The organism is Rhodococcus sp. NKCM2511 (genome assembly GCF_014905595.1).
GTDB classification, from domain to species: Bacteria; Actinomycetota; Actinomycetes; order Mycobacteriales; family Mycobacteriaceae; genus Rhodococcoides; species Rhodococcoides fascians.
The window spans coordinates 2,788,586-2,813,624 of record NZ_BNHJ02000001.1 but is presented as its reverse complement, the minus strand read 5'-3'; the positions used below and the strand labels follow the sequence as shown (position 1 = coordinate 2,813,624).

The 25,039-nt window shown below is 62.9% G+C and carries 32 protein-coding genes; 14 read left to right on the top strand and 18 right to left on the bottom strand.

Annotated elements, in window-relative coordinates:
• Positions 1–15 precede the first annotated feature (15 nt).
• Complete coding sequence (locus JLZ96_RS13095) at positions 16–1,095, bottom strand: hypothetical protein (RefSeq protein ID WP_201010732.1); 1,080 nt, start codon at positions 1,093–1,095, stop codon at positions 16–18.
• 220 nt (positions 1,096–1,315) lie between these two features.
• Here JLZ96_RS13095 and JLZ96_RS13090 point away from each other — a divergent pair, with 220 nt between their 5' ends.
• Both JLZ96_RS13090 and JLZ96_RS13085 read left to right on the top strand, forming a co-directional pair.
• Entirely contained in the window at positions 1,316–1,891 is a 576-nt protein-coding gene (locus JLZ96_RS13090) for a TerD family protein (RefSeq protein ID WP_027495074.1), read from the top strand.
• Positions 1,892–2,016: 125 nt separating this feature from the next.
• Positions 2,017–3,114, top strand: coding sequence for a DUF475 domain-containing protein (locus JLZ96_RS13085; protein WP_032373439.1), 1,098 nt, complete (start codon positions 2,017–2,019; stop codon positions 3,112–3,114).
• A 32-nt stretch (positions 3,115–3,146) separates the two neighbouring features.
• On the opposite strand, the gene JLZ96_RS13080 is transcribed toward JLZ96_RS13085, so the two are convergent.
• The 3 genes from JLZ96_RS13080 to JLZ96_RS13070 form a co-directional block, all read right to left on the bottom strand.
• Positions 3,147–3,491, bottom strand: coding sequence for a response regulator transcription factor (locus JLZ96_RS13080; RefSeq protein WP_201010308.1), 345 nt, complete (start codon positions 3,489–3,491; stop codon positions 3,147–3,149).
• Between the two features lie 151 nt (positions 3,492–3,642).
• Entirely contained in the window at positions 3,643–4,341 is a 699-nt protein-coding gene (locus tag JLZ96_RS13075; protein WP_048318943.1) for a response regulator, read from the bottom strand.
• 52 nt (positions 4,342–4,393) lie between these two features.
• On the bottom strand, positions 4,394–5,797 hold the full coding sequence (locus tag JLZ96_RS13070) for a glycosyltransferase family 87 protein (RefSeq protein WP_201010307.1): 1,404 nt from the start codon (positions 5,795–5,797) through the stop codon (positions 4,394–4,396).
• Positions 5,798–5,958: 161 nt separating this feature from the next.
• Here JLZ96_RS13070 and rpsF point away from each other — a divergent pair, with 161 nt between their 5' ends.
• From rpsF to JLZ96_RS13035, 7 genes are all read left to right on the top strand, one after another.
• Positions 5,959–6,246 (top strand): 30S ribosomal protein S6, encoded by a 288-nt coding sequence (gene rpsF, locus JLZ96_RS13065; RefSeq protein ID WP_008711385.1) that lies wholly within the window; start codon positions 5,959–5,961, stop codon positions 6,244–6,246.
• 57 nt (positions 6,247–6,303) lie between these two features.
• On the top strand, positions 6,304–6,849 hold the full coding sequence (locus tag JLZ96_RS13060) for a single-stranded DNA-binding protein (protein WP_027495079.1): 546 nt from the start codon (positions 6,304–6,306) through the stop codon (positions 6,847–6,849).
• A 42-nt stretch (positions 6,850–6,891) separates the two neighbouring features.
• On the top strand, positions 6,892–7,134 hold the full coding sequence (gene rpsR, locus JLZ96_RS13055; protein ID WP_027495080.1) for a 30S ribosomal protein S18: 243 nt from the start codon (positions 6,892–6,894) through the stop codon (positions 7,132–7,134).
• Positions 7,135–7,149: 15 nt separating this feature from the next.
• Positions 7,150–7,605 carry a 50S ribosomal protein L9 gene (gene rplI, locus JLZ96_RS13050; protein WP_027495081.1) on the top strand — a complete coding sequence of 152 codons (456 nt, stop codon included), beginning with the start codon at positions 7,150–7,152 and terminating at the stop codon, positions 7,603–7,605.
• A gap of 228 nt (positions 7,606–7,833) precedes the next feature.
• Entirely contained in the window at positions 7,834–10,113 is a 2,280-nt protein-coding gene (locus JLZ96_RS13045) for a bifunctional SulP family inorganic anion transporter/carbonic anhydrase (RefSeq protein WP_201010306.1), read from the top strand.
• A gap of 522 nt (positions 10,114–10,635) precedes the next feature.
• Complete coding sequence (dnaB, locus tag JLZ96_RS13040) at positions 10,636–12,030, top strand: replicative DNA helicase (RefSeq protein WP_027495083.1); 1,395 nt, start codon at positions 10,636–10,638, stop codon at positions 12,028–12,030.
• A gap of 89 nt (positions 12,031–12,119) precedes the next feature.
• Positions 12,120–12,377: a DUF3297 family protein gene (locus tag JLZ96_RS13035; protein ID WP_201010305.1), complete on the top strand. Its 258-nt coding sequence runs from the start codon at positions 12,120–12,122 to the stop codon at positions 12,375–12,377.
• A gap of 46 nt (positions 12,378–12,423) precedes the next feature.
• On the opposite strand, the gene JLZ96_RS13030 is transcribed toward JLZ96_RS13035, so the two are convergent.
• From JLZ96_RS13030 to JLZ96_RS12980, 11 genes are all read right to left on the bottom strand, one after another.
• Positions 12,424–14,604, bottom strand: a complete 2,181-nt coding sequence (locus JLZ96_RS13030; protein ID WP_201010304.1) for a cation-translocating P-type ATPase — start codon at positions 14,602–14,604, stop codon at positions 12,424–12,426.
• A gap of 18 nt (positions 14,605–14,622) precedes the next feature.
• Positions 14,623–14,907: a DUF1490 family protein gene (locus tag JLZ96_RS13025; protein ID WP_027495086.1), complete on the bottom strand. Its 285-nt coding sequence runs from the start codon at positions 14,905–14,907 to the stop codon at positions 14,623–14,625.
• A gap of 43 nt (positions 14,908–14,950) precedes the next feature.
• Positions 14,951–15,490 (bottom strand): hypothetical protein, encoded by a 540-nt coding sequence (locus JLZ96_RS13020; protein WP_027495087.1) that lies wholly within the window; start codon positions 15,488–15,490, stop codon positions 14,951–14,953.
• On the bottom strand, positions 15,487–16,242 hold the full coding sequence (locus JLZ96_RS13015; RefSeq protein ID WP_027495088.1) for a class I SAM-dependent methyltransferase: 756 nt from the start codon (positions 16,240–16,242) through the stop codon (positions 15,487–15,489). Before JLZ96_RS13015 ends, JLZ96_RS13020 begins: the two co-directional genes overlap by 4 nt.
• A gap of 9 nt (positions 16,243–16,251) precedes the next feature.
• Entirely contained in the window at positions 16,252–16,734 is a 483-nt protein-coding gene (locus tag JLZ96_RS13010) for an N-acetyltransferase (protein WP_032373444.1), read from the bottom strand.
• Positions 16,735–16,748: 14 nt separating this feature from the next.
• Positions 16,749–17,081: a hypothetical protein gene (locus JLZ96_RS13005; RefSeq protein WP_152530364.1), complete on the bottom strand. Its 333-nt coding sequence runs from the start codon at positions 17,079–17,081 to the stop codon at positions 16,749–16,751.
• A gap of 40 nt (positions 17,082–17,121) precedes the next feature.
• Positions 17,122–17,640, bottom strand: a complete 519-nt coding sequence (locus JLZ96_RS13000) for a putative immunity protein (protein WP_032373445.1) — start codon at positions 17,638–17,640, stop codon at positions 17,122–17,124.
• Positions 17,633–17,953 (bottom strand): hypothetical protein, encoded by a 321-nt coding sequence (locus JLZ96_RS12995; protein WP_032373446.1) that lies wholly within the window; start codon positions 17,951–17,953, stop codon positions 17,633–17,635. The genes JLZ96_RS13000 and JLZ96_RS12995 overlap by 8 nt, the downstream gene beginning before the upstream one ends.
• Positions 17,954–17,974: 21 nt before the next feature.
• On the bottom strand, positions 17,975–18,346 hold the full coding sequence (locus JLZ96_RS12990; protein WP_032373447.1) for a VOC family protein: 372 nt from the start codon (positions 18,344–18,346) through the stop codon (positions 17,975–17,977).
• Between the two features lies 1 nt (position 18,347).
• Positions 18,348–18,488, bottom strand: a complete 141-nt coding sequence (locus tag JLZ96_RS12985) for a hypothetical protein (RefSeq protein ID WP_176457832.1) — start codon at positions 18,486–18,488, stop codon at positions 18,348–18,350.
• Between the two features lie 184 nt (positions 18,489–18,672).
• Positions 18,673–19,605 carry a YafY family protein gene (locus tag JLZ96_RS12980; RefSeq protein ID WP_032373448.1) on the bottom strand — a complete coding sequence of 311 codons (933 nt, stop codon included), beginning with the start codon at positions 19,603–19,605 and terminating at the stop codon, positions 18,673–18,675.
• 103 nt (positions 19,606–19,708) lie between these two features.
• Between JLZ96_RS12980 and JLZ96_RS12975 the strand changes: the two genes are divergently transcribed.
• Genes JLZ96_RS12975 through JLZ96_RS12965 form a run of 3 tightly spaced genes read left to right on the top strand, consistent with a single transcriptional unit; the run spans position 19,709 to position 21,943 of the window.
• The gene (locus JLZ96_RS12975) at positions 19,709–20,302 is read left to right on the top strand and encodes a TIGR03086 family metal-binding protein (RefSeq protein ID WP_176458585.1); all 594 of its coding nucleotides are present in this window, start codon (positions 19,709–19,711) and stop codon (positions 20,300–20,302) included.
• 47 nt (positions 20,303–20,349) lie between these two features.
• A complete protein-coding gene (locus tag JLZ96_RS12970; protein WP_201010303.1) occupies positions 20,350–21,030 on the top strand; it encodes a thiamine pyrophosphate-dependent enzyme in 681 nt (226 codons plus the stop codon).
• A gap of 1 nt (position 21,031) precedes the next feature.
• Positions 21,032–21,943 (top strand): transketolase family protein, encoded by a 912-nt coding sequence (locus JLZ96_RS12965; protein ID WP_201010302.1) that lies wholly within the window; start codon positions 21,032–21,034, stop codon positions 21,941–21,943.
• Here JLZ96_RS12965 and JLZ96_RS12960 read toward each other — a convergent pair whose 3' ends face one another.
• Entirely contained in the window at positions 21,944–22,405 is a 462-nt protein-coding gene (locus tag JLZ96_RS12960) for a DUF6194 family protein (RefSeq protein ID WP_048318922.1), read from the bottom strand.
• Between the two features lie 39 nt (positions 22,406–22,444).
• Positions 22,445–22,879, bottom strand: a complete 435-nt coding sequence (locus JLZ96_RS12955) for a PaaI family thioesterase (protein WP_048318920.1) — start codon at positions 22,877–22,879, stop codon at positions 22,445–22,447.
• 56 nt (positions 22,880–22,935) lie between these two features.
• Between JLZ96_RS12955 and JLZ96_RS12950 the strand changes: the two genes are divergently transcribed.
• Positions 22,936–23,556, top strand: coding sequence for a TetR/AcrR family transcriptional regulator (locus tag JLZ96_RS12950; protein WP_048318918.1), 621 nt, complete (start codon positions 22,936–22,938; stop codon positions 23,554–23,556).
• A 187-nt stretch (positions 23,557–23,743) separates the two neighbouring features.
• The gene (locus JLZ96_RS12945; protein WP_157889867.1) at positions 23,744–24,268 is read left to right on the top strand and encodes an HD domain-containing protein; all 525 of its coding nucleotides are present in this window, start codon (positions 23,744–23,746) and stop codon (positions 24,266–24,268) included.
• On the opposite strand, the gene JLZ96_RS12940 is transcribed toward JLZ96_RS12945, so the two are convergent.
• The gene (locus JLZ96_RS12940; protein WP_141214898.1) at positions 24,252–24,875 is read right to left on the bottom strand and encodes a hypothetical protein; all 624 of its coding nucleotides are present in this window, start codon (positions 24,873–24,875) and stop codon (positions 24,252–24,254) included. The genes JLZ96_RS12945 and JLZ96_RS12940 overlap by 17 nt on opposite strands.
• Between the last annotated feature and the right edge of the window lie 164 nt (positions 24,876–25,039).

Here is a 25,039-nt window from a genome sequence, read left to right as displayed (position 1 = left end):
TGAATGCGGTCGGTGCTAGCTGCGCATGCGTTCGATCACGCCTGCGATGAAGTCCGAAATGGTAGCCAGATCCTGCAGATATGACCAGTAGTCGGGATGGGTACCCGTCAGTGCGTTGCTCGCCCTGTCGATCCGGGCGAGCTGAGCATCCAGCACCGAGCCCCATTCGGCAACCAGACCGCGATTGATCGCGAGTTGTTGAGCGTCACGAAGTTTGAACCGGACCTTGTTCTCGGTCTCGCTCGGATCGGCTTTGACTGCGCGCAGCAGGCGAACTCGATCGGTGACGGCGTCGACCAGGTGCTCGGCATCGGTCAGGTGCGACCGGGCCTGGGCGACGAGATCCAAGGCCTGCTCGGGGTTGCCCGTGTCGAGCGCCGAACGGGCCGCTCGTAGATCCTCGTCGGCCTGCTCGATGTGGCGCACACTCGATCGTTCGTTGTGCGACAGATCTGCCGAACTCTTGGCATTGAATTCGCGGAGCAGACTCGAGAAGGCCGGCGCGATCCCCTCGGATCTCGTTCGTACGGCTTCGATTCGGGTCCGCACCGAGACCAGTGCGGTCCGGGCCTCCTGCTGACGTCCGGGAGCCGAGCGAACCGCCTCGCGCAACGCAGTGGATCTGTCCCGGACGACGGCGGCCTGCTCTCGCGCACGCAGCGGATCCCGTCGAACATCGTTCAATTGTGTTGTGGCGGCATCCAGTTCGTTCCAGGCCTGCCGCAGTGATGGATAGGTGGCGTACTGCTCGTCGACGGTGGACCGCGCAGCGTCCGCCTCGGCCAGCGCGTCCTGCACCAGGCGCGGGGTGGCCGCGAACTGTGCAGAGGCGTGCTCGAGAGTCCCGCGATGAGCCTCGTAGAAACGGTCGACGGCGACACTGGCGTCGTGGAGCAGTCGCGTCGCGTTGTCGAATGCCGACCTGGCGGCGGCAGTGGTGATTCCGTCGAACTGTTCGACGGCAGCGAGATACGCCGCTCCCGCGTCGAAACACAGCTTCTCGGTATCGAACCATCGGCGGGCGAGTCCGTCCTCCGGACGCAGCGCGGTGGATGCCTCGACGCCGGCGGATGCGATGGACTGTCGCTTGTCCATGTCGAGAAAGGCGGCGACAGCGGCGTCCTGGGAACGACGCGCGGCGGCGTCCGATTCGGAACCTCGGCGAAACACCCCAGGCCAGCGACTTGTCACCTGTTCGATACTACCGACGGGAACCTCCGCATCACCGCGCTCGTTGGTCGAGTACGTCCAGAAACCGGACATTCCCACTACGGTTGTACCCGTAACGGGAAACCAATTGCGAAAGGACCTCTCAATGGGCGTCAGCCTCAGCAAGGGTGGCAATGTCTCGCTCACCAAGGCAGCACCGAACCTGACCGCGGTCGTGGTCGGCCTCGGTTGGGACATCCGCACGACGACGGGCACCGACTTCGACCTCGATGCCAGCGCCATCGCATTGAACTCGACGAAGAAGGCCCTGAGCGACGGGCACTTCGTGTTCTTCAACAACTTGAAGTCTCCCGACGGCTCCATCGAGCACACCGGGGACAACACGACCGGTGAAGGCGACGGAGACGACGAGCAGATCAAGGTCGATCTCGCCGCTGTGCCGCCGGAGATCGAGACCATCACGTTCCCCGTGTCGATCTACGATGCGGACGCTCGCTCGCAGTCGTTCGGTCAGGTGCGCAACGCGTTCATCCGCGTCATCAACCAGGCCGACAACTCCGAGCTTGCTCGCTACGACCTCAGCGAGGATGCCTCGACCGAGACCGCGATGGTCTTCGGCGAGCTGTACCGCAACGGCGCGGAGTGGAAGTTCCGCGCAGTCGGCCAGGGCTACGCGTCCGGACTCGCAGGCATCGCCCGGGACTTCGGAGTAAACGTCTAGTAAAGGCACTCCCAAGATTGGGGATACCCCCGCCTCGTCATTCATGATGGGCGGGGGTTTTTCCGTTTCGTCCCCCAACTTGGTCGCGCCTGCGGGCTCTGCTCCTAGCCAGAAAGGCCACTGACGTGGTTATGAGAATCTTCGGCTGGTCGATTGCGGTCACCATCGTGTCCGTCATCGTGGCCTTCTTGTACGGCGGACTCGAGGCGATGATTCTCGTCCTCATCCTCGGTGTGCTCGAAGTGTCCCTGTCCTTCGACAACGCCGTCATCAACGCCACCGTGTTGCGACGGATGAGTGAGTTCTGGCAGAAGATCTTCCTCACCATCGGCATCGTCATCGCCGTGTTCGGCATGCGGTTGCTGTTCCCGCTGGTCATCGTCTGGGCCGCGTCGGGCCTCGGTCCGGTCGCCGCCATCGACCTGGCGCTCAACCCGCCCGCCGACGGTGCCGCGACCTTCCCTGACGGTTCGCCCAGTTACGAGACGCTCCTCACCGACGCGCATCCGCAGATCGCAGCCTTCGGCGGCATGTTCCTGCTGATGCTCTTCCTCGGCTTCATCTTCGAGGATCGCGAGATCACCTGGCTGAGCTGGCTGGAGAAGCCTCTCGCCCGGATCGGTCGCCTCGATCAGCTGTCCGTTGTCGTCGCGGGCCTGCTGCTCGTGCTCAGCGCCGAATTCCTCGCCGACGACGACAAGATATCCACCGTCATGGTCTCCGGCGTGCTCGGCATGATCACCTACATTGCCGTCAACGGTCTCGGCGAACTGTTCCACATCGAGGAAGAGGGCGAAGAGTCCTCCGGCGGCCCGAGCGAACTGGCGAAGGCGACCGGCAAGGCCGGCTTCTTCCTGTTCCTCTACCTCGAGGTCCTCGACGCGTCGTTCTCGTTCGACGGTGTCATCGGAGCCTTCGCCATCACCGCGGACCCGATCATCATCGCGCTCGGCCTCGGCTTCATCGGTGCCATGTTCGTTCGCTCGATCACGGTGTTCCTCGTTCGCAAGGGAACGTTGTCGGACTACGTCTACCTCGAGCACGGCGCGCACTGGGCAATCGGTGCCTTGGCCCTCATCCTGCTCGTGTCGATCGGCGTGCACATCAACGAACTGATCACCGGCTTCGTCGGAATCCTCTTCATCGGTGCCGCACTGATCAGCAGCATCCGACGCAACAAGCGTCTCGAGAGCGAAGGCGTGGACACCGAAGTCCACGTCTGACCTACGCTCTCGAACCGCAACAGCTCGAAGACTTACAGCTCCGAGATGTCGACGAGTCCGTCCTGCAGGGCCCTGGCCACCAGAGCAGCCTTGGTCGGGGCGGACCGTCCGACAGAGGTGTATTTCGCGCGGATGCGCGTCAGGTGGGTGTTGACGGTTCCCAGCGACAGGAACAGTGCCTTCGCGACCTCGGTCTTGGAGTCGAGGCGAATCCAGCAGAGCAGTACCTCGATCTCACGGTCGGTCAGGCCGGGCCGCGTGGGGAACGTGTCCAGCTGCTCAGCGGGCGGCACCAGGCTGATCAGTCCGCGAGCGAGCGGTGCGGCAGAGATGGAGTCGCTGTGTTCCGAGGGCATGGGATCGAGCAGTGCGGACATCAGTTCTCCCGAGGGCCGAGGCAGGTTGAGACGGTCTAAACCTGAGTCGACTCATTCTCACAGGTCGATCACAGACTCGCTGCCCTGATTTCTATGGGCATTTGAACCGTCAACTCCGAGGATGCGTCATGAATCGCGTTCCAACCGGTCATCAGTCCTGCGAGGGGAGCTCGGGCATCGGGAGCCACCCGTCTTCGACCGCGCGTTTGTACAGATCGGTTTTGGTCGGTGCCGGACGCCCCGCCTCGGCGTATTTGTTGCGGATGCGCACGAGGTAGTCGTTCACGGTCTGTTCCGACAGTCCGGCCAGGCGGGCGACGCGTCCAGCCTTCTCGCCCGACGCGTAAAGGGCAAGCACCTCGCGTTGACGTGGGCTCAGGCCGACGTCGGGAAGTTGTGGATCGCCGTCGATCGCCGCGGCCCAGTCCGTGGTGACCACCTGCCCGCCGCTCGCGGCTCGCCGGATCGCGGACACGATGGCCGATGCGGGCGCGGACTTGCGCACCACGCCGAGCACTCCCGCGCGTGCCGCGGACCGAACCAGGAATGCGTTCTCGGCACCGGTGTACACCAGCACTCGTGATCCCGCGGCGTGCAACTGTTCCACGTTCGAGCGCGGAGACGATCCGTCGCCGAGGCGCAGATCGAGTACCACCAGGTCGAGCTGCTCTCGGTGGGCGAGCAATTCGTCCACGGTGGAGGCCATGATCACGAGATCGAGATCGGGTTCGTCCGCCAGCATGGCCTTGAGGCCGAGCGCAACGGATTCGTGGTCCTCGATCAAACCGATCCGACGTACCGCGGCAGTGCCGTCCTCGGTACTTCCCTGAGATTGCGACACCTGTGCCATGTCCCCGCCCCGCTCTGCGCCCTTTTCCCCCAGCGCCCTGTTTCCCGAAGCTCTAGTGCCTCGGTGATGCCGTCACAGATGTCGTCGACGAACGAGGCGACGTTACCGACTCCGAGTCGGTTTCGCCCGGTTGGGCGAACCGCAGGCGAGCGCGGGCGAACACCACGAACAGCACCACCAGCAGCAGCGCTCGCCCCCAGACTCCGACGAGGACGAAGAATTCCTCGTCGTTGGCGTCGACGCCGGAGGCCAGCGCAGCGAAGTACTTGAACACGCCGATCCCCATCGACAGATCGACCATCAAGTACGCGGCGACGATCCCCCAGGGGATCCGAAGCAACACGAGGAAGGGAAGCAGCCACAGTGTGTACTGGGGTGAGTGCACCTTGTGCAGCAGCATGAAGCCGCACAGCATCGACCCGCTCACGGCGACCCAGGGATAGGTGCCGATCGCGTTCGCGCGCCGGAAGCCGAGCCACAGCGCGAGCGCGAACGCGACGAACACCAGGAGCGGCGACGCCACGTCGACGACTTTCTGGAACGACGCTTCGGCGTCGTTGTACGCGTCGGGCGTCATGCGGTCGTTGACGTAGAGGTGACGCAGCCCCCAGTACCAGATGGAGTTGGTCGTCAGGTCCGCCTGGCGCAGCGACTGGAAGGTGAACGACGCGCGCCAGCCCTCGTAACCGATGACGGCGAACGGCAGGTTGACTGCGACGACGGTGGCGATCGCGGCTCCCGCGACCTGCAGGCCGCCGCGTATGTCGTAGCGGCCACGGACGGTCTCCGGTTTTTCTCGACCGTTCGTTCCGCCGGTGACGACATAGGCAATGAGCGGGAGCACGAACGCGCCCGGATAGATCTTGAGGCAGAATCCGATCGCCAGTAGTACCGAAGCCACAATTGCCTTGCGCCGCAATGCAATCGGCAATGTCATGACGAAGATCGCACCTACCGCAGAGGCGACGACCGGTAGCTCCCAGTTGTGGAAGGCGTACATCACCAGGGGTGGGGAGATGGACCACAGCAGCGCCGGCCACCCGGCCATCCGCCCGAGCATCCAGGCGGTGAGAAGCCCGAACGGTGCAAGGATCAGTGCCGAGGTCAACAGGAACTGCGCGTCGGTGTGGGCCGGGATCGCGCCGAGCCACATCAGCAGACCGCTCAGAACCGGATACTCCACCGTCCCTCCGGTGAGGATTCCATCGCTCGTGATTGCCCCGTGGATGTAGGGAAATATGTGATTGTCGATATCGCGGCCGAGCCACAGGAACTGGATGTCGGAGTAGCAGACGGACGAGTCCTTGATGACGTCGAACACCGTGCTGCGTCCGGACTCGTCGAACGGTGCGACGGCGCAGCGGGCCTTGTTCAGATATCCCAGAATCAACCCGATTGCTGCCATCGCGACGACCACGACAACCGTCGTCGGACTGGCGCGGACCCCGGATCGCATGGTGCAAGAGTATGACGAGCGAATGCCCGACTGTGCGCCCAGAGGGAATTAGCAGGTCAGGGCCCTGTCGTGTATCTTCGAGGGGTTGCTGACGCAACGACCCTCCTGCCACGGATAGTCCGTGGCCGTTTTCACTAGTCCACAGGAGGTGATGAGGTCTTATGCGTCATTACGAATTGATGGTCATTCTCGACCCCAATCTGGACGAGCGCACTGTCGCTCCGTCGCTCGATACGTTCCTCAACGTCGTTCGCAAGGATGGCGGCACCGTCGACAAGGTCGATGTATGGGGCAAGCGTCGTCTGGCTTACGAGATCCTCAAGCATGCCGAGGGCATCTACGCCGTTGTGAACCTCAACGCCGAGCCTGCCACCGTCAGCGAGCTGGATCGTCAGCTCGGACTCAACGAGTCCGTGTTGCGTACGAAGGTCCTGCGACAGGGCAAGTAATTGTCGGTGTCCGGCCCTAGGCTGGCACTCACAACGCTTACTACTGAAAGAGGAACCATGGCAGGCGAGACCGTCATCACCGTCATCGGAAACTTGACGGCTGATCCAGAACTTCGATTCACCCCCGCCGGTGCGGCAGTTGCCAACTTCACGGTTGCATCCACCCCGCGCACATTCGATCGTCAGACGAACGAATGGAAAGACGGCGACGCGCTCTTCATGCGCTGCAACATCTGGCGCGAGGCAGCGGAGAACGTTGCCGAGAGTCTGACCCGAGGCTCACGAGTGATCGTGAGCGGACGGCTGCGGCAGCGTTCGTACGAGACGCGCGAGGGTGAGAAGCGGACAGTCGTCGAGCTCGAAGTCGACGAGATCGGACCTTCACTTCGCTACGCCACCGCAAAGGTCAACAAGGCCAATCGCGGTGGAGGTGGCGGCGGAGGCGGCTTCAACTCCGGCTCGGGTTCCTCCGGCGGATCGGGCGGCGGCCGCTCGAACTCCTCGTCCAACTCCGGTTCCGGTGGAGACGATCCCTGGGGCAGTGCCCCGGCGGCGTCGGGCTCCTTCGGCGGACGTGGCGGAGACGAAGAGCCACCGTTCTAGATCCTTCGATCGAGAACAACCAGATGTAACGGAGAAAGACCCATGCCCAAACCGCCATTGCGCGACAAGGTGCTCAAGAAGAAGGCGTGTTCCTTCTGCAAGGAAAAGAACACGGCGATCGATTACAAGGACACGACGTTGCTGCGTAAGTACGTCAGCGATCGCGGAAAGATCCGTGCTCGCCGTGTCACCGGCAACTGCGTCCAGCATCAGCGTGACGTGGCCGTTGCCGTGAAGAACTCGCGTGAGGTAGCACTGCTGCCTTACGCCGCGACGGCTCGATAGAAAGGGGCGATTGGTATGAAACTGATCCTCACCGCTGATGTGGACAACCTCGGTGCGCCTGGCGACACCGTAGAGGTCAAGGACGGCTACGGCCGTAACTTCCTGCTGCCCCGCGGATTGGCCATCCAGGCCACCCGTGGAGCTCAGAAGCAGGTCGACGGCATTCGCCGCGCTCAGGAAGCTCGGGCCGTTCGCGGCCTCGAGCACGCCAACGAGCTGAAGCAGGCCATCGAGGGCCTCGAGTCCGTCACGCTGTCTGTCAAGACTGCCGGCGACTCGGGCAAGCTGTTCGGCTCGGTCACCGCGTCGGACGTCGCTTCTGCACTCAAGGCTGCCGGTGGACCGGTCGTCGACAAGCGCAGCATCGATCTGCCGAAGGCTCACGTCAAGAGCACGGGCAAGCACGACATCGTCGTGAACCTGCATCCCGACGTGACCGCCAAGTTCAAGCTGGAGGTCGTCGGAAGCTGATTTTCAGCTTTCGGCCCGAAACGGCTGCAAGAAACCCCACGAACTTCGGTTCGTGGGGTTTTTTCGTGCCATCTCACAAAATTCAACTGTCACAACGGTTTCCAAATTGTGAAGGATCTCTCTCGGTGCCACCTTCGGCCGAGGTTTGCGTACCCTTTACTTGGGGGCGACATTCCAAGCCGGAACACGATCGACCGACCTGACGCCTAGACGCCCGGAGGAACTGCCGTGACAACGACAGCAGAGCACGATTCAGAACCCAGTCCGAAGACCCGATCCGAGCCGCCGTCTCGGGTCGGGTCGATAATCAAGTACGACCTACCGGCCTCGCTGGTCGTTTTCCTTGTGGCAGTGCCACTTTCGATCGGTATCGCTGTCGCCTCCGGCGCTCCCATCATGGCCGGCCTCATCGCCGCTGTGGTCGGCGGCATTCTCGCCGGTATTCTCGGCGGATCGCCGTTGCAGGTCAGTGGTCCGGCTGCGGGTCTGACTGTGGTGGTCGCCGAGTTGGTCAATCAATTCGGTTGGGCCACAACATGTGCCATCACGGTGTTGGCCGGCCTCGTCCAGGTTCTTCTGGGCATGAGCCGCATTGCTCGTAGTGCACTTGCCATTTCGCCGGTGGTCGTTCACGCGATGCTCGCCGGCATCGGTATAACCATTGCGCTGCAACAGATTCACGTGCTGCTCGGTGGAGAATCCGAAAGCTCCGCGGTGCTGAACCTCCTCGCCATTCCGCGTTCCGTGGCCGACGGCCAATGGCCGTCCATCGTCGTCGGCGGCATCGTCGTCGTGCTGATGTTCTCGTGGCCGCGACTGGCCGGCGTGTCCAGTGTGATGGCCAAGGTTTCCAAAGTGCCTGCGGCACTGGTTGCAGTGGTCACTGCAACCGCGGTCTCGATCTTCTTCTCGCTCGACGTCGAGCGAATCGAGTTGCCGGGCAACCTCATCGAGTCTCTGAGCTTCCCGATCATGCCCGACGGTCAGTGGGGTGCATTCGCCACCGGTGTCATCACCATCGCGCTGATCGCCAGCGTCGAGAGCCTGCTGTCCGCTGTGGCCGTCGACAAGATGCACAGCGGTGAGCGCACCAACTTCGACCGCGAATTGATGGCTCAGGGTGCGGGCAACATGGCCTCCGGTGCCATCGGTGGCCTGCCGATCACCGGCGTCATCGTGCGTAGCGCGACAAACGTCAAGGTCGGTGCCAAGTCTCGTGCGTCGGCGATTCTGCACGGCGTGTGGATCCTGATCTTCTCGGTGCTGTTCATTTCGATCGTCGAGCTCGTACCCTTCGCGGCGCTCGCCGGGTTGCTCGTGATGATCGGTGTGCAGCTCATCAAACTGGCCGACATCAAGATCGCCAACAAGACCGGTGATATCGCTGTCTACGCAGTCACGGTGCTGGGTGTCGTGGCGCTCAACCTGCTCGAGGGAGTGCTGATCGGCCTGGCGCTCTCGATCATCCTGGTTCTGCGACGCGTGGTGCTGGCGAAGATTCGGGCCGAGGAAACGGTCGACGGAACCTGGCGGGTGACTATGGAGGGCTCGCTGAGCTTCCTCGCGCTGCCGCGACTGACTCGAGTGTTGGCCACAGTGCCCGCAGGCACGTCGGTCGCCGTCCATCTCGGAGTCGATTTCCTCGACCATGCTGTGCACGACGCGTTGAACGAGTGGGTCCGCCAACACGAGGCGACCGGTGGTTCCGTGCGCGTCGAGGAGGTGGGCACGGCGTCGATGGCTGCGGCCACCGAAGGTCCGCCGCGGCGCGGATCTGCGACGGTGCGCAGTTCGTTGGCACCGTGGCGGGCGTGGCAGCTCAAGAGCGACGACACGCAGGAGGATTCGCCTGCTGCTCTGCGTCCGGTGTTGAGCGGAGTGGCCGAGTACCACCGCACTCATGCCCCCAACATTCGTCCGCACCTGGAAGGTCTGACCGAGTCTCAGGACCCGGACACGCTGTTCCTCTGCTGCGTCGACTCACGCGTCATGCCGAACACGATCACCAGCAGCGGCCCCGGTGACCTGTTCACCGTGCGCAATGTCGGCAACATGATCCCCACCCAAGGTCAGGATTGCTCGGTGGAGGCAGCCCTTGCCTTCGGCGTCGACGAAGTGGGTACGTCGTCGGTCGTGGTGTGTGGCCATTCCGGTTGTGGTGCCATGAAGGCGATTCTCGGCGGGGCGGAGAATGCCGCCGACCCGTCGGTGGCCGAGTGGCTCGGGCACGGGAGAGCCAGCCTGGACGCGTTCCGCAGTGGGCACGCGGTGGGCCGTCAAGCGGCGGAGTTGGGCTTCGGCGAGGCCGACCAGCTCGCGATGGTCAATGTGGCGGTGCAGCTGCAGACGTTGACCCGCCACCGGGTGGTGGGACGGGCGAACGCGGAGGGTCGTCTGCGGATCACCGGTCTCTTCTTCGACATCCCGTCGGCCCGGGTGCTGCAGATCGGTACGAAGGAGATCACTGTTCTCGACCCGGCGCTGTGCCCGCAGAAGGCCGATCTCTGACGGCCTGTTCGAGCGAAGTACGAGGGCCCGATTCCCGACGGGGGTCGGGCCCTTCGGCTCGAAAACCAGCACTAAGACTCTTTCGGTGCCAATTTCCAGCCGGTGTGACGTACTTCACCACGGAGTTCACTCGGCATTTACTCAACACGCCCGAGTTGTCAATTCGGCCGACACGCCGCCCCCAGAACGATGCACAGGCAAAAACTTTATGTACACGCCTTGACGTGCGGGAATGGTTCAAAGTCCAAAAGTTATACCCAGGTTATCCCCAGACGGTCAACACCGTTGTTCAACCTCGTCCACATTTCATCCACAGATCCATCCACAGCCTGTGTTGTGACTCCTGGCGATACCGCTTAACGTCCCTCCAGCGTCTCTCTCGATGCCGTCGAACGGTGCCGGGGCAGCGCGGATCCGGTACCGAACAGGACCTGTCGGTGCCCGGGGGTAGAACTTGCTTGACCGCACGTCCGGGTGTTATCCGGCCGTGCTCGGACTATGGGGAGAGGACGGCCGGTTCGCGTGGCAGTTGTGGACGATCGAGGACAGTCCGACTACTCCGGCTCCTCCTCCAGCGAAGGTCCGGGCGAAGACTTCGGGCGCCAGCCGCCACAGGACATGGCCGCCGAACAGTCCGTGTTGGGCGGCATGCTGCTGAGCAAGGATGCCATCGCCGACGTGCTCGAGGTGCTCCGTCCGGGTGACTTCTACCGGCCGGCACACCAGAACGTCTACGACGCCATTCTCGACCTCTACAGCCGCGGTGAGCCTGCCGACCCGGTGACCGTCTCGGCCGAGCTGGATCGCCGCGGCGAGCTCAAGCGCATCGGCGGCCCGCCGTACCTGATCACGCTGACTCAGACGACGCCCACCGCCGCCAACGCCGGGTACTACGCCGAGATCGTGGCGGAGAAGTCCATTCTCCGGCGGCTCGTGCAAGCCGGTACCCGCATCGTGCAGTTCGGTTACGCCGGAGCCGACGGTCAGGACGTCGCCGAGGTCGTCGACCGCGCACAGGCAGAGGTGTACGAGGTCACCGAGCGACGTACCTCCGAGGACTTCCTACCCCTCGAAGAGTTGCTGCAGCCCACGATGGACGAAATCGACTCCATCGCCAGCCGCGGCGGCATCTCCCTCGGCGTGCCGACGGGATTCGCCGAACTCGACGAGATCACCAACGGTCTTCACCCTGGTCAGATGATCATCGTTGCGGCAAGGCCCGGCGTAGGTAAGTCTACCCTAAGTATGGATTTCATGCGTTCGTGCTCCATCAAGCACGGCATGCCCAGTGTCATCTTCTCTCTGGAGATGAGTCGCACCGAGATCGTCATGCGTCTGCTGTCCGCAGAGGCGAAGATCAAGCTCGGCGACATGCGTTCAGGAAAGATGACCGACGACGACTGGACCAAGCTGGCCCGTCGAATGAGCGAGATCAGCGAAGCACCGCTCTTCGTCGACGATTCGCCCAACCTGACGATGATGGAAATTCGAGCCAAGGCGCGACGCCTCAAGCAGCGCAACGGTCTGAAACTCATTGTGGTGGACTACCTTCAGCTGATGTCGTCCGGCAAGAAGGTCGAGTCGCGTCAGCAGGAGGTCTCGGACTTCTCCCGTCAGCTCAAGCTGTTGGCCAAGGAACTCGAATGCCCGGTGGTCGCGGTCTGCCAGCTCAACCGTGGTCCCGAGCAGCGAACCGACAAGAAGCCGATGGTCTCGGACCTCCGTGAGTCCGGCTCACTGGAGCAGGACGCCGACATGGTGATTCTGTTGCACCGCCCCGACGCCATCGAGCGAGACGACCCCCGCGGCGGCGAGGCCGACTTGATCCTCGGCAAGCACCGTAACGGTCCGACGGCGACAATCACTGTGGCGCACCAGCTGCACCTGTCCCGATTCGTGGACATGGCACGGGGCTAGGGACAGCGGCGCTGGTCCAACGCTACGTCGCGTATTCTTCATGGGGTTCAGACCCCAGCACCCAACGCAGCACATCGACGAAAGTAATCATGCCCGAGGACCAGAACGCAGACGTTCCACCGAATCATCTCTCGATCGATCCGAGCAGCCGCTTCTACAACGAAGAGGTTCTTCGCCGCGACGTGGGCATTCGCTTCAACGGCGTCGAGAAGACGAGCATTCGCGAATACAACGTGGCCGAGGGTTGGGTGCGTGTCGAGGTCCCGACCGCGAAGGATCGCTACGGAAACCCCATGCTCGTCAAGCTCAAGGGCACGGTCGAACCGTACTTCCGCGACGCAAAATAGCGAAGTAGGTACCGGACACCTCGCCCTGGCGTTCGGTACCTACTGATCAGAGTCGGTATCGGATCAATCGCGAACTGTTGCCGACCACCGCGACCGACGAGGCGTTGTGCAGGATTGCCGCCAGCACTGGGGACAGCGCACCACCGGCGCTGACCGCCAAGCCGAGAGCGTTGACGGCGATGGACATTCCGTAGTTCTGACGGATGACCGACACCGAGTGCCGGCCGAGGTCACGTACGTCGAGCAGACGCGACAAGTCGTCGCTCGCCAGTGCCACGTCCGCGGTCTCGACGGCAACGTCGGTGCCCGCCAATCCCATTGCGATTCCGATATCGGCGACGGCCAACGCAGGAGCATCGTTGGTGCCGTCACCGACCATCGCCACGACGTAACCTGCGTCCTGCAGTTCTCGGACGGCTCCGAGCTTTTCGTCAGGCATCACTTCGGCCCGCCACTCGGTGATACCGAGTTCCGCGGCGACCGCCGCCGCTGTCTTCGGGTGGTCGCCGGTGAGCATGATGATGCGTTCGACACCGTCGGCACGGAGCGCGTTCAGAACGGCCGATGCGTTGGTACGGACTTCGTCGCGGAGACTGATCAAGCCGACGAGTACGCCGTCGACGGCCAACAGCAGCGGAGTCTCGGCCTCATCCTGCAGTCGCGAAACCCATTGCTGCGCATCCTCGGACACCGCGACGTCCTCGCTGCGTAGGAGAGATGGACTGCCCAGGAGCAGCGTCCGTCCGTCTGCGACCGTCCGCATGCCGAGTCCGACGATCACCTCGCACTCCTCGTGCGGCGGGATGACGATGTGTCGTTCCTCGGTACTCCGAATGACAGCCTCTGCCAGAGGATGTCGAGAGTGGATCTCGGAGCTCGCCGCGTAGGCCAGCACCTGCTCGGGTTCCCAATCGTCCTGAAACGAAACGACATTGGTCACCACTGGGCGTCCCACCGTGAGGGTTCCGGTCTTGTCGAACACAAAGGCGTCGACCCTGCCGGCCTGTTCGAGGTGAGATCCGCCCTTGATGAGAATGCCTCTGCGGGCACCGTTTCCGATGGCTGCGCTGATGGCGGTCGGCGTGGACAACCCGACCGCGCACGGGCACGCCACGAGCAGCATCGTCATGGCACGTCGTACATCCCGGGTGACGACGAGAGTCAGCGCCGACAGGATGAAGGACGCGGGGACGAAGCGTCGTGAAAAGTTCTCTCCTACAGTCTGAATCGGTGCACGATCTTCCTGCGCCTCCTCGACGCGAGAAATGATGCGGCCGATCGTTGTGTCGCGACCGACGGCGGATGCGCGCACGACGAGGCGGCCACGGACGACGACGGATCCCGCATGAATACGGTCTCCGGCGACGATCGATACCGGCAAGGTCTCGCCGGTGATCGCGGACTGATCCACCACCGCGTCACCGTCGACCACGGTGCCGTCGACGGGAACGCCCACGTGGTCGTGCACGACGACCTCGTCGCCGATCTCGAGTCGATCGACGTCGACGGAGATCTCGGAGCCGTCGGGCAGCCTGATCCAGGCGGTGTCCTGTGTGCCGGTCAACAGATCTGAGATCGCGCGTCGAGTTCGCTTGAGGGTCAATTCCTGCAGGTACTCGCCGATGTTCAGGAGCCACAGCACGGTGAGGGCGACGACGTTCTCGCGCAACACGAGGCTGGCCACGGTTGCGGCGCTGACGAGTGCGTCGGTTCCTGCCGTCCTGTTGCCGGCCAGCGAGCGCACGGCTCCTTTGAGGAACGGGTAGCCGGTGAAGATCGTTGCGCCGGTGGCAACGAGACGGCTGGTGGGGCCGAGGATGGGCGGCCGACGGAACGCGTAGCGGCGAAGACCGAGAAGGACCAGTGCCGCGCCGCCGATGGTCATCCGCAGCACGTCGCCGCTGGTGACGTCAGCTGAGCGCGGACTACGGACCGGTACCAGGGCCCAATTCGTCGAGCGCCCCGCGTTCACTGCGTCGAAGAGTTCGGCCCTGTCGATTCGTGTGCGGGAGTACCAGATGACGACCGACGCCGTCCGCGGGTACGCATGAACGGCGCGCACTCCGCGGATCTTGTCCACATGGTCCTCGACCGCGACAGCACGGCCCGGGCTCGAGCGGAGCCAGTCGACGCAAAGGCGCATACGGCCGGCGGCGTCGGAGAGGATCTCGATGCCGTCTGCCTGCGTCGCGTCGATGTCGAGGGGGCGTTGGGCGAGGGTCGTCATAATCGGAAGCAGTCCCGGTCAGTGCGCGTGGCCGTGGCCTGCATCGGAGGCCGTGGGCGGCTGAACCTCTTCACCGATCCGGTCCCGGGCCTCGGCGACGACGTCGGACACGGCCAGTCGGGCCGATTCCGCGTGAACCTCGGCCTTGCGCGCTGCGCGCAGACCGAGTTCGGTGGCCGACACCGCAGCCTTGCGGACGGGGGCCTTCTCGTACAGCTTCTTGGCACCGTTGTATGCGGCGACGCCGACTGCACCCGTCACGACCGTCGATACTGCCTTCGCGACGATGATCGGAAACGCCATGTTGTAGCTCCTCGTATTCGAACCGGTACCCACTTATTGGGAATCATATTCGTTTCATGTGATCATGGCGACTTGCGGGGTCCCCGGGGCGCAGGGCCACCCATACGTTGATCGGGCCCGGGTGAGGTTGGGCGAGCCACTGGTAGGCCCTTCGATCGAGGTACAAATACTCCAATGTGACCACCAGTGTTCCGTCGCTGTCGCGATACGCCCCTGACGCGTTACGAAGATCCGACTCGCTCTGCTTTACAGCCTCCAGGACGGCATGGTTGGTCCAGGCGCCCCCGGCCGGACCAGGAATGCGCAGTGCGGGTTCCCCCGGATATTCGGGCCTGTCGATGCCGTCGATCACGTCGGCTTCGATGGCTCCGTCGAGCAACGTGCCGCTCAGCGACACCCACCCACCCGATGGCATGACGGAGTTACGTCCCGTCACCGGGATGGTCACTGCGCTCAGGGTCGCTGCCCGCTCGTCGGGGGCATTGGGCGTGAGGCGGATCGATCCGTCGTCGACGAGTAGTGCGCCGATTCCCACGATTGGATCGCCTGATTCGACTGCGAACGAATCGATTTCAGATGTCATCGGTTCGGCCTTGTGGATCGGAAAGCTCTGGTCACGTATGGCAGGTCGATCGTTGTATCCCCATGCAGCCCTAGCTCGTCGAACAAGGTGGCGAGATTCTGATCTATGCCGTTGCGCTCGTCGGCCGTCGCGGTGATGTAGAAACTGCGCGATCGAACCAGGTCGGTCAACAGCGATCGGTTCACCGTGCGAGACCACGCCCATCGTCGCTCTTCGAGATGATCGAAGGGCTCCGCTATTGGTGGCGGACCGTCGTCGAACATGGCCATCGCTCCACCACGTGAGACCACGGAGTTGAGGCGTCGAACCCAGGGCTGCGACTCGTCGCGAATGTTCCAGATCAATCCCAGCACACCGCCAGGGCGCAGGACCCGTCCGATCTCGCGTGACGCGGCCACTGGATCGACCCAGTGCCAGGCCTGTCCAAGCAGCACTCCATCGAGACTCTCGTCGTCTATTGGGAGGGACTCGGCAGTACCGACCTTGGTCGGGACACCCGGTACCGCGATCCGCAGGGCGTCGAGCATGGCGTTATCAGGGTCGACGGCAATGGCGTCGCAACCAGCGGCAACGATGCTGCGCGTGAGCTTGCCCGTGCCGGCACCGACGTCAGCGACTCGTGGACGACGATCGGACGCGAGAGTGGGCTCCAACATCCACGCGACTGCGTCCGACGGGTATTCGGGACGAGCAGATTCATACACCTCGGCGGCGGTCCCGAACGACGTCGAGCTGTTATCTCGGCTAACCATAAGGTCACGTTACCCGTCCGGTTCGAGCTCGAGTTCGTAGTAGAGAGCCTTTGGTCCCTCGCCGCGTCCTTCGTGACAGTCGAAGCCGCGCTTCTCGTACACGTGGCGGGCTGCCTCGTCGTCTTCCGAGGTATTGAGGTCCATATAGGTCGCACCCCTACCGCGTGCGTGCTCGATGACATTGTCGAGAAAGGTTGTGCCGTAGCCTTTCCCGCGCAGCCCGGGCTGGATGTAGAACTCGGCGAGATAGGCCTCCATGTCTGCGCTCAAACTCCCGATCCGAAAACGCACAACCGCTACACCGATGGCGGGAGTCCCAAACGTCAGCACGCTGGTGTCGCCGGACTTCACCAGAGTGTCGAGATGTGATGCAAGCCAATCCGGCTCGGGCACCGGGTAGTCGTACTCGCGATTGAAATCGATCAACAGGGTTGCGGCCTCGATGAATTCGGCGGGATCCTGGACGGCACGTGTACCGCTGACCGATGTCATCGACTTCTCCCCTGTCAGTGATCCGGTTGAACGAGATTCTTGGCGTCGAGCAGACCGAGGCCGGGATGCATCTCTCGCAGCGCTTTGATGGCGTAGACAGTTCTGCCGCGTTCTTCCACTAACGCTTCGACATCCTCGGCGGGTACGGCCTCGGGTCCGATCTTGTCGACGCTGGCTCTTTCGGGACGCAGATGGCTGTACACCAGCCAGGGGATGGCTACACCCGCAAGTGACAGCTGGATCCAGTCCCAGGTCGAGGGTTCTGAGATCACGTCGGAAATCAGAATGAACGCAATCCAGGCCATCCAAGCGACGTACAGGTACCGGACCCACGGACGTCGACTCATGTGTTCCATGCTGTCATCGCCGATGGATCAGGGCAATGGCTCAGCGACGCAATTCGCTATCGAGCTGCGCCAGGAGCTTGCCGAACGTGGTGCGCCCTGAGGCCGGTTGTGGAAACCGTCTAAGGACCGACCGGAATGTTGCATCGGCTTGTGTATGGATCCATTCGATCTGCTTCGCAACAGCTTTGGAGTCCGTCAGCTCGAGATGGACGGCAGAACCAAGAATATGCTTGACCTGATGCGAGCTGTACAGCGGATGGAGGAAGGCGGCCCCAGCTGCATGCATGGCAGCAAGGGCGGCGTCGGTGGCCGCGGAGTTCGTGACCTCGCGGGCGGCCTTGTGTGCGTCCCATGCGAGCCTGCGTAACTCCGCCGTTCGGTGGCCGGTCTTGGCGAAGGACTCAGCACCGTCGATCGCCGAACGTGGACGGAAATCGTTCGGGTGCGAGGCCTCGAAAATCGGCAAGGCCCGACGGGCACAAGCAGCTGCGAACGCAGCCACATGCCGAATGTCGTCGAGACTGAGATCCACTCGAGGGGGTTGATCCACTTCAGGCATCGCGGGTCCTGTTGCGGTTCAACATGAATCCAAATCGTCCGAGAACCAGTCCGGTCAGCGCGCCGAGAGCTCCGGTCGCCACTGGCACCAGGTACAGCCACGCAGAGCGAAAGATCAATGGATCGCCATTGAGATCCCTATCCAAATCGGTGGAATAGCTCCGGCTCATCGTCACGCCCTTGAGGGGCTCATATGAACCTTGATACACAACGTCGTCCAGGTCGGTGGTCCAATCATCGATCAGGTACCAACCCAGTGGAGCCAATCCGACGACAAATCCGAACAGCAGCAGGAGGATGACGAGATTGCGCACCGTCTCAGGCTATTGCCCCCGTCAACCGTCGAACACCTCCGTAGTGATGCAGAAGGGGTGGCCGGCGGGGTCGAGGAGAACTCGCCACCGCGGGTCCGGTTGCTCCGCTGCTTCTGTTGCCCCGCATTCGAGTGCATGAGCGACGGATTCGTCGAGGCTCACTCCCGCATCGAGATCGAAGTGCACGATGGACGCCGACGCCCATGTAGGCGGGATGTAGTTCGCCACTCTTTGCGCAACGATGTTCAGACCCGAGTGCGTGCGAATCCCCGAGCTCGACGGGTTCTCCCACAACAGGTCTCCGCCCAGAAGCGCAAGGTAGAAGCGAGCGAGGGCTACCGGTTCGGGGCAGTCGATGGATATCCCTGCTACGTCGAGGTGTGGACGCGACATGTCACGAGAATACGGTGGCCCCCAGCGTGACGACGACTATCACGAAGACGAACAGGAGTAGCCAGCCCTCCCAGGTGTGCGGGCTGATTCCCCAGCCGTACCGTTTCGGGCCGAACCAACTTCGGGGTGGATTGAAAGCCATAGCGCCGTCCTGCCTGTTCGGAGTCGCGTCCACCCTATGAAGGCACCAGACTATTCGCAATGGTAATGACTTGGTCGTCGGTGGTGCGCTGAGTGTCCATAATTCGGCTCGAGAATCGGGAAAGCGCGCCGGCCTAGTAATAGTGGACACTGAGCGCGCCTTCCCAGAAGATCCAGCCGCGACGTCAGCTGTACAACCGCGCCGTTGCCGTAGCCCGTTGAGCCAATTCGTCGCGAATTGTGTTCGGCTGGAGCACTGTTACCGCAGGTCCGCAGTGCCACAACGCCCCCACAGCGTGATTGTGGCCGGAAAACTCGATGACTGCGAGGCGTCGTCCGTCGTCCTGTACTTGGTCGCTGATCACGCGAACGACGTTCTTCGTCAACGAGATCCATACCGATTCTTCTGCGAGGCAGGTGATTTCGATGTGGGTCAAACTCGCACGGAACGACTTCCAGTGTGCGGTGAAGGCGGCCTCCAGGTCCACGGTGGAAGCGCGGTGAGCCTGCTCGTCGAGCACAGTCAGTTCGTCGATCCGCGATACCCGGTAGACACGTTCGGTGCCGTCACGCCCGGCGAGTAGGTACCAGTGATCGCCGGCGTAGACGAGCCCGATTGGGTCAAGGATTCGATCGTTCATCGAACCGCTGCGATCGCGATACGTGATTCTTATCCGCACACCGTCTATGACGACCCGTTGGAGTTCCACCAGATGTTCCTCCGGTTCGTGGGGATACGCGAAACCGTCGGGCCGGACCAGGATTCGTTGTGAGGCAGTGCTTGCCGCTGCTCGGTGAGCGTCGGGTATCGCGGCGATCACCTTGCGCATGGCGCTCGCGAACGCCGGGGTGGCGACGCGTCCCGCGCCGGAAGCGAGCAATGCCGTCGCCTCGGCGGCCGTCAGACCGGTCAGCTCGGTGCGATAGCCCTGCAGCAGACTGATGCCACCACCGCGACCGCGATCGGTGTAGACCGGAATGCCCGCCGAAGACAAGGCTTCGATGTCACGCAACACGGTGCGCGTGGACACTTCGAGCTGGGCGGCGATCTCGGCAGCGTTCAGTCTGCCCCGATGTTGGAGCAGCATGACGATGGACAACAACCGGTCTGCGCGCACCCGAAAAGTCTCTCACCAAAACATGACAGAAGATGTCATGTTCACCCGATCTACTTCTACCCAGCAGGCCACACCCGGTGGCCGCGAAACGGAAGGATCGACAATGAACACCATCGAGACCACGCAGCAGACGGATCCGCGCGAGGTGTACTTCACGTCCGCCGCATGGGTGAGCGGTCTGCTCACAGGCGTGCGCGCCGACCAACTGGACCTTCCCACTCCGTGTGACGAGTTCGATGTCCGGACGCTGGCAGGCCATCTCGTTGCGACGGTCCGAAGGCTGATTGCGATCGCCGAACTCGGGAGTCCGGACTCTGTGTCGCCCTTGTGCTCCGATCATGACGCCGCATCCTTCGACACGTCGGTGACGCAAGCCCGTGCCGCGTGGGCCGACGATGAATTGCTCGATGGCCCGGTCGCGGTCCCGTGGGGTGAAGTGCCGGGGCGATCGGCTGTGTGGGGATATGCGCGGGAGTTACTGGTGCACGGATGGGACCTTGCCGTTGCGACAGGACAACCGGCCCACGCCGACCCGGCTCTCGTCGATCCGGTCGCCGTGGAACTTCGAGCACTGCTGCCGGCGGAGAGTCGGGTTCCAGGAGTCCCCTTCGGGCCCATCGTGGAACCCCGTTCCGAGGCAGGGCCGTTGGAACGCCTGGCGAACTTCGCGGGACGGTCGTCGGACGGCTGGGTGTAGTACGTCGCTCTTGACCTCGAGTGCACTCGAGGTTGCAGGGTGGTCCCATGCAGATGACTTTCGAAGAGTTGCCTCAACTCATGACGCTGATGACCGGCGACGAAAAGCACGGTGCGAGCGCCACATCCACGCTGGACGTGCTGTGGGTGCTGTACTCCGACATTCTTCGTCTCGACGCGGCGCAGCCCGACGATCCCGATCGCGACAGGTTCTACCTCTCCAAGGGGCACGGCCCGATGGCGTACTACGCAGTGCTCGCTGCACGGGGCTTCTTGACGCCGAACGAGCTTGCTTCGTTCGGCAGCTACCACTCACCGCTGGGCAATCATCCGGACCGCACGCTGATTCCCGGGGTCGACATCGGATCGGGATCACTCGGCCATGGTGTGGCGTTGGCGGCCGGAACTGCTGTGGCGCTTCAGATCCGGCGAAGCCAGGCACAGGTGTTCGTACTGATCGGTGACGCCGAGCTCGATGAGGGGAGCAACATGGAAGCCATCCAATTCGCCGGGCGATCACAGCTGGCCAACCTGACCACCGTGGTGATCGACAACGATTCGGCTGGTCTGGGTTGGCCCGGCGGCATCGCGTCGCGCTTCGCAGTCGAGGGGTGGTCGACCTCCGACGTCGACGGGAGGGACCACAGTGCGCTCCGGCGGGCGTTTCGCGTCGATCACGGCGACCGACCTCACGTGGTGGTCGCCCACGTGGAGAAGAAGGAGAACTAAAATGACGTCGACGATGAACAGGACCGCGGATCAACGCGAGTCCTTCTACCGACTGCTGCCGGAGTTGTTGGTGCAGGACGAGCGAGTCGTGCTGGTACTGGCCGAGATCGGCGCCGCCTATCTCGAACCGCACCTCACTCCTGACATCCGATCGCGTGTGGTCAACGTGGGTATTCGAGAGCAGGCGATGATCGGTGTCGCAGGCGGTATGTCGCTCGCCGGAATGCGTCCGATCGTGCACACCTTTCCACCGTTTCTGATCGAGCGACCCTTCGAGCAGGTGAAACTCGATCTGGGACATCAGGATGTCGGCGCGATCCTGGTCAGCTCGGGCGGCTCCTACGGGTGGCCACAAGGCGGTGAGACGCACTTCGGCCAACGCGATGTCGCACTGCTGGACACCCTGGACGGGTGGACGGTGCACGTGCCCGGGCACGTCGACGAGGTCGAATGGATGCTGCGCGGTGCCGCTGCATCCGACGACCGCGTTTACATCAGGCTTGACGGCGTCTCGAACGATCACTCGTACGGTCGACCCGGAGGTTCGATGACCGTTCTGCAACAGGGTAATTCGGGCACTGTGATCTCGGTCGGTCCGATGACGGACCGGGTCCTGGCCGCGGCCAGTGGACGTGACGTTACCGTGCTGCACGCGTCGACGATCAGGCCCTTCGACGGTACGACTCTTCGAGAAACGCTGACTGCGCCGGACATCATGATCGTCGAGCCCTATCTCGCGGGAACCTCTGTGCCGCAGATCGATCAAGCGATGGCAGACATACGGCATCGCGTACTGGGGATCGGGGTGGAGCCTGGAGAGCGTAGGAAGTACGGAACGGTGGCCCAACACGACCGAGCCAACGGCCTCGACATCGAAGGACTGTCCCGATCGATGGACGACTTCTTCGAGTGATCAGTGTCGGCGGCGCTCGTACCTGTCCTTGGTGACGCTGTACGCAGATTCGAGGAGTTCCCCGATCTGCGATTCGGTCTGCGAAGACGGGTTGACCACCGACAACCAGCCCGCAGTGCCGTACTGAGGGTGGGCGGCAAGGGTGTCGTCGGTATCGGCCTGGGGTGCGTGGGCTGCTTCGCGTGGGGGCACTCCCAATAGCCGCTCGAACTCCTGCTTTCCTGCAATGACATTGACACGGAACGCGTCGGGCCGGTCCAGCCGGGACATCTCGTCTCCCGGATAGTTCTTCGTCACGATGGTCGCGAACGGCTGGGTGGACGACGGAACAGTTCCGTCCGGCGAGTAGTAGAAGAACACATCGCCCCATGCGAGTTCCGGAGTCCCATCACCCTCCCGAGGCCGCTGCGCCAACGTGCCGTCGAAGCTGCCGACCAGATTCACGATGTCATCGAGTGTCATTCATCGATCGTCACATGTTCTGCGGTCTCTGCCCAGAGTTCAGCCGACTTTGTAGGTTCCCGTGCCGGTTGCGACGAGGCGGCCGGATTCGGTCCCGACGATGTCGACTCGACACGTCTTCAGGCTCCGACCCGCGTGCATCCGAGTACCGACGATGTCGACACCCTCGGCATATACCGGTTCCATGAACTGCACAGACATGGAGACCGTGACGCCCCGAAGCTTCTCGGGCACTTCGGATCCGGCCCATGCTGCGGTCATGATCCCGATATCGATACAGCCGGCGATCACGCCGCCGTGCAGCATCTGGCCGACGGTGGACAGCTCGTCGCGGTACGGCAGCCGCAGTCGAGCTGTGCCCTCGTCGATGTCGACCAGCTCGATGCCCAGTTGCTGCACGAACGGTGATTGCGGGAGAAACATGGTCATCGCCGCGCTGCCGCTGTCCGGTGCCAGTACTTCGTTGGCTGTCATCGCTACCCCTCTATCATAATTGGATTCCGATATCGGAATCAGAGTACGATAAAGTTATGGTCTTGGATACCCCCACCGACAAGCGGAAGCGTCGAACACACACTGCGGTGCTCGACGGCGCTCGTTCGCTCTTCCTACGCCACGGATATCGGGCAACGACGATCGAGATGCTGGCCACCGCAGCCGATGTGGCGGTGAGTTCGATCTACGCAAACTTCCCCGCCGGCAAGGTGGACATCTACGCCGCTCTCGCGTGGCGAACCGCCCAGAGCCACGCTGAGCAAATGACTGCCCCCACCGATGCGGTCGATTCTGCGCACGTCGTTGCCGAGTTCCTCGATCGCTACATCGCGTTTCACCGCGACGATCCATTGGCGTTGCGGCTGCTGGCGCTGACGGATGTGGACAAGTCCGAGTCCGCGTCGGTCGGTGAGGCGAAGGAAAAGATCGACACTGCGCTCGGTGAACTCATCGATTCGGTGACGCGTGCGGTGGAGGACGCCGGTGCCGACGTCCTCCCCCGTGCACTGGTTCTGAATGCCTGGGCGGCGATGAACGGTGCTGTGTCACTGCATCAACGACGCATCGTCGATCGATCCATGCTCGACGCCATGCTCGCGATCACGCGGGCGGATATGCTCCGCCACCTGAAGGGAACACCCGATGAAACCCGGTGAGCTGAGCGCAGGTCATCGTGCGCGAATAATGGCAGCTGCTGTGCGAGAACAACTCACTATGTTGCCCGGTACCGTGCTCGGTCCCCGGCGACGTTCGGCGGGTTCCGCATGGCACACAGCCGATGCTCCGGATTCACGGTTGTGCCGGGAAGCACTGGAGGAGGCCAGAGAGTGCCTCAGTGAGCCCATGTTGATGCACAGCGTGCGGTGCTGGCAGTACGCGTCGGCGTTTGCGGTCATCGACGGTCTACGGCCGGATCGGGAGGCGCTGTACGTCGCGTGCCTGTTGCACGACATAGCTCTCGGCGCAGAACAGAACCCGGTGGCTGGATGTTTTGCGGTGATCGGAGCCGGGAGAGCCGAAGAGTTCGTCCGCCGACACGAAGGCGACGACCGAACGGCGCAGATCGTCCACGAGACTGTAGCCAGGCACATGGACGTCGAGACACCGATGGGATCGGAGGCGGCCCTGCTGCACGATGCGGCACACCTGGACGTCAGTGGCCGTCGGATTCGAGACCTCGATCCGCACTGCGTGGATGTCATCGAATCCAGCTATACGCGAGAAGGTTTCGCCGCAGACTTCGCATCCAGGATGAAGATCGAATCGAGAAGGAGACCGCAGTCGACGGCTGCGACCTTGTGGCGCTCAGGAATGTACCCGGCGATGAAGGCGAACCCCCTGGAGCGCAGGGTCATATCGTCGAAGTAGCTGTTGCGCGATGGATGATCTGTTCGATTCGATCTGCGTCGTCGGAGTCTCTCGGTGCGTAGAGGAAGACGTAGGTTTCGGGAAGTCCGAGGCCAGGGCGTCCGGCGAGGGGGTGTAGCTCACCCCAGCCCGCGGAGATGACGGTCTGAGCATCGTCGGGCTGCATGACGACGTGCATCGATCCTTCGGTCTCGTGGACGTGGAGTATCTCGCCGTTGGTTCGCGAAATCCACGGTGCAGCAGTGGTGACATCCGTCAGATACAGCGCGTCCCCTCGCCTCTCGAAGTGGCTGCGCGCCAGGTGGTATCGATTGTTCGTGCGCGCTTCGGTAGTAACTGCGCCGGTGATCCTGTCTGTCAGTACGGGCGTAGCACGGTCGGTGAGCTGGCGATGTGGAATCGGGTACGGGGCGATCGTCGGCCGTGGTCCTCGGCGCGGTTCGAGGTGCCAGTGCCGGCCTGCGGGCGACGCGCCGGCGACGGTCATAAGGTCACGTCTGGACAACGGTCGTAGCGCGGTGGCGATCAACCACCCACCGACGTTGGCCGGTAAGCCGCCCGGCCCCAGGGCCCTCCACGTCGTGTAGTCGTTCTTGACGGTCTGCACAAGTCCCCCCAGGTCGGATACGTCCGCACCACGGTAACTGCGCGACGACTCCGGCGGTAGGCCTACATCGTCCGATGTACGACGAGATACACGTGCAGACCGATGTGCAGGAACGCTCGGGTCCATAGCGTTGTGGTCGTCAACGAAACAGCGAAGAACAAGCA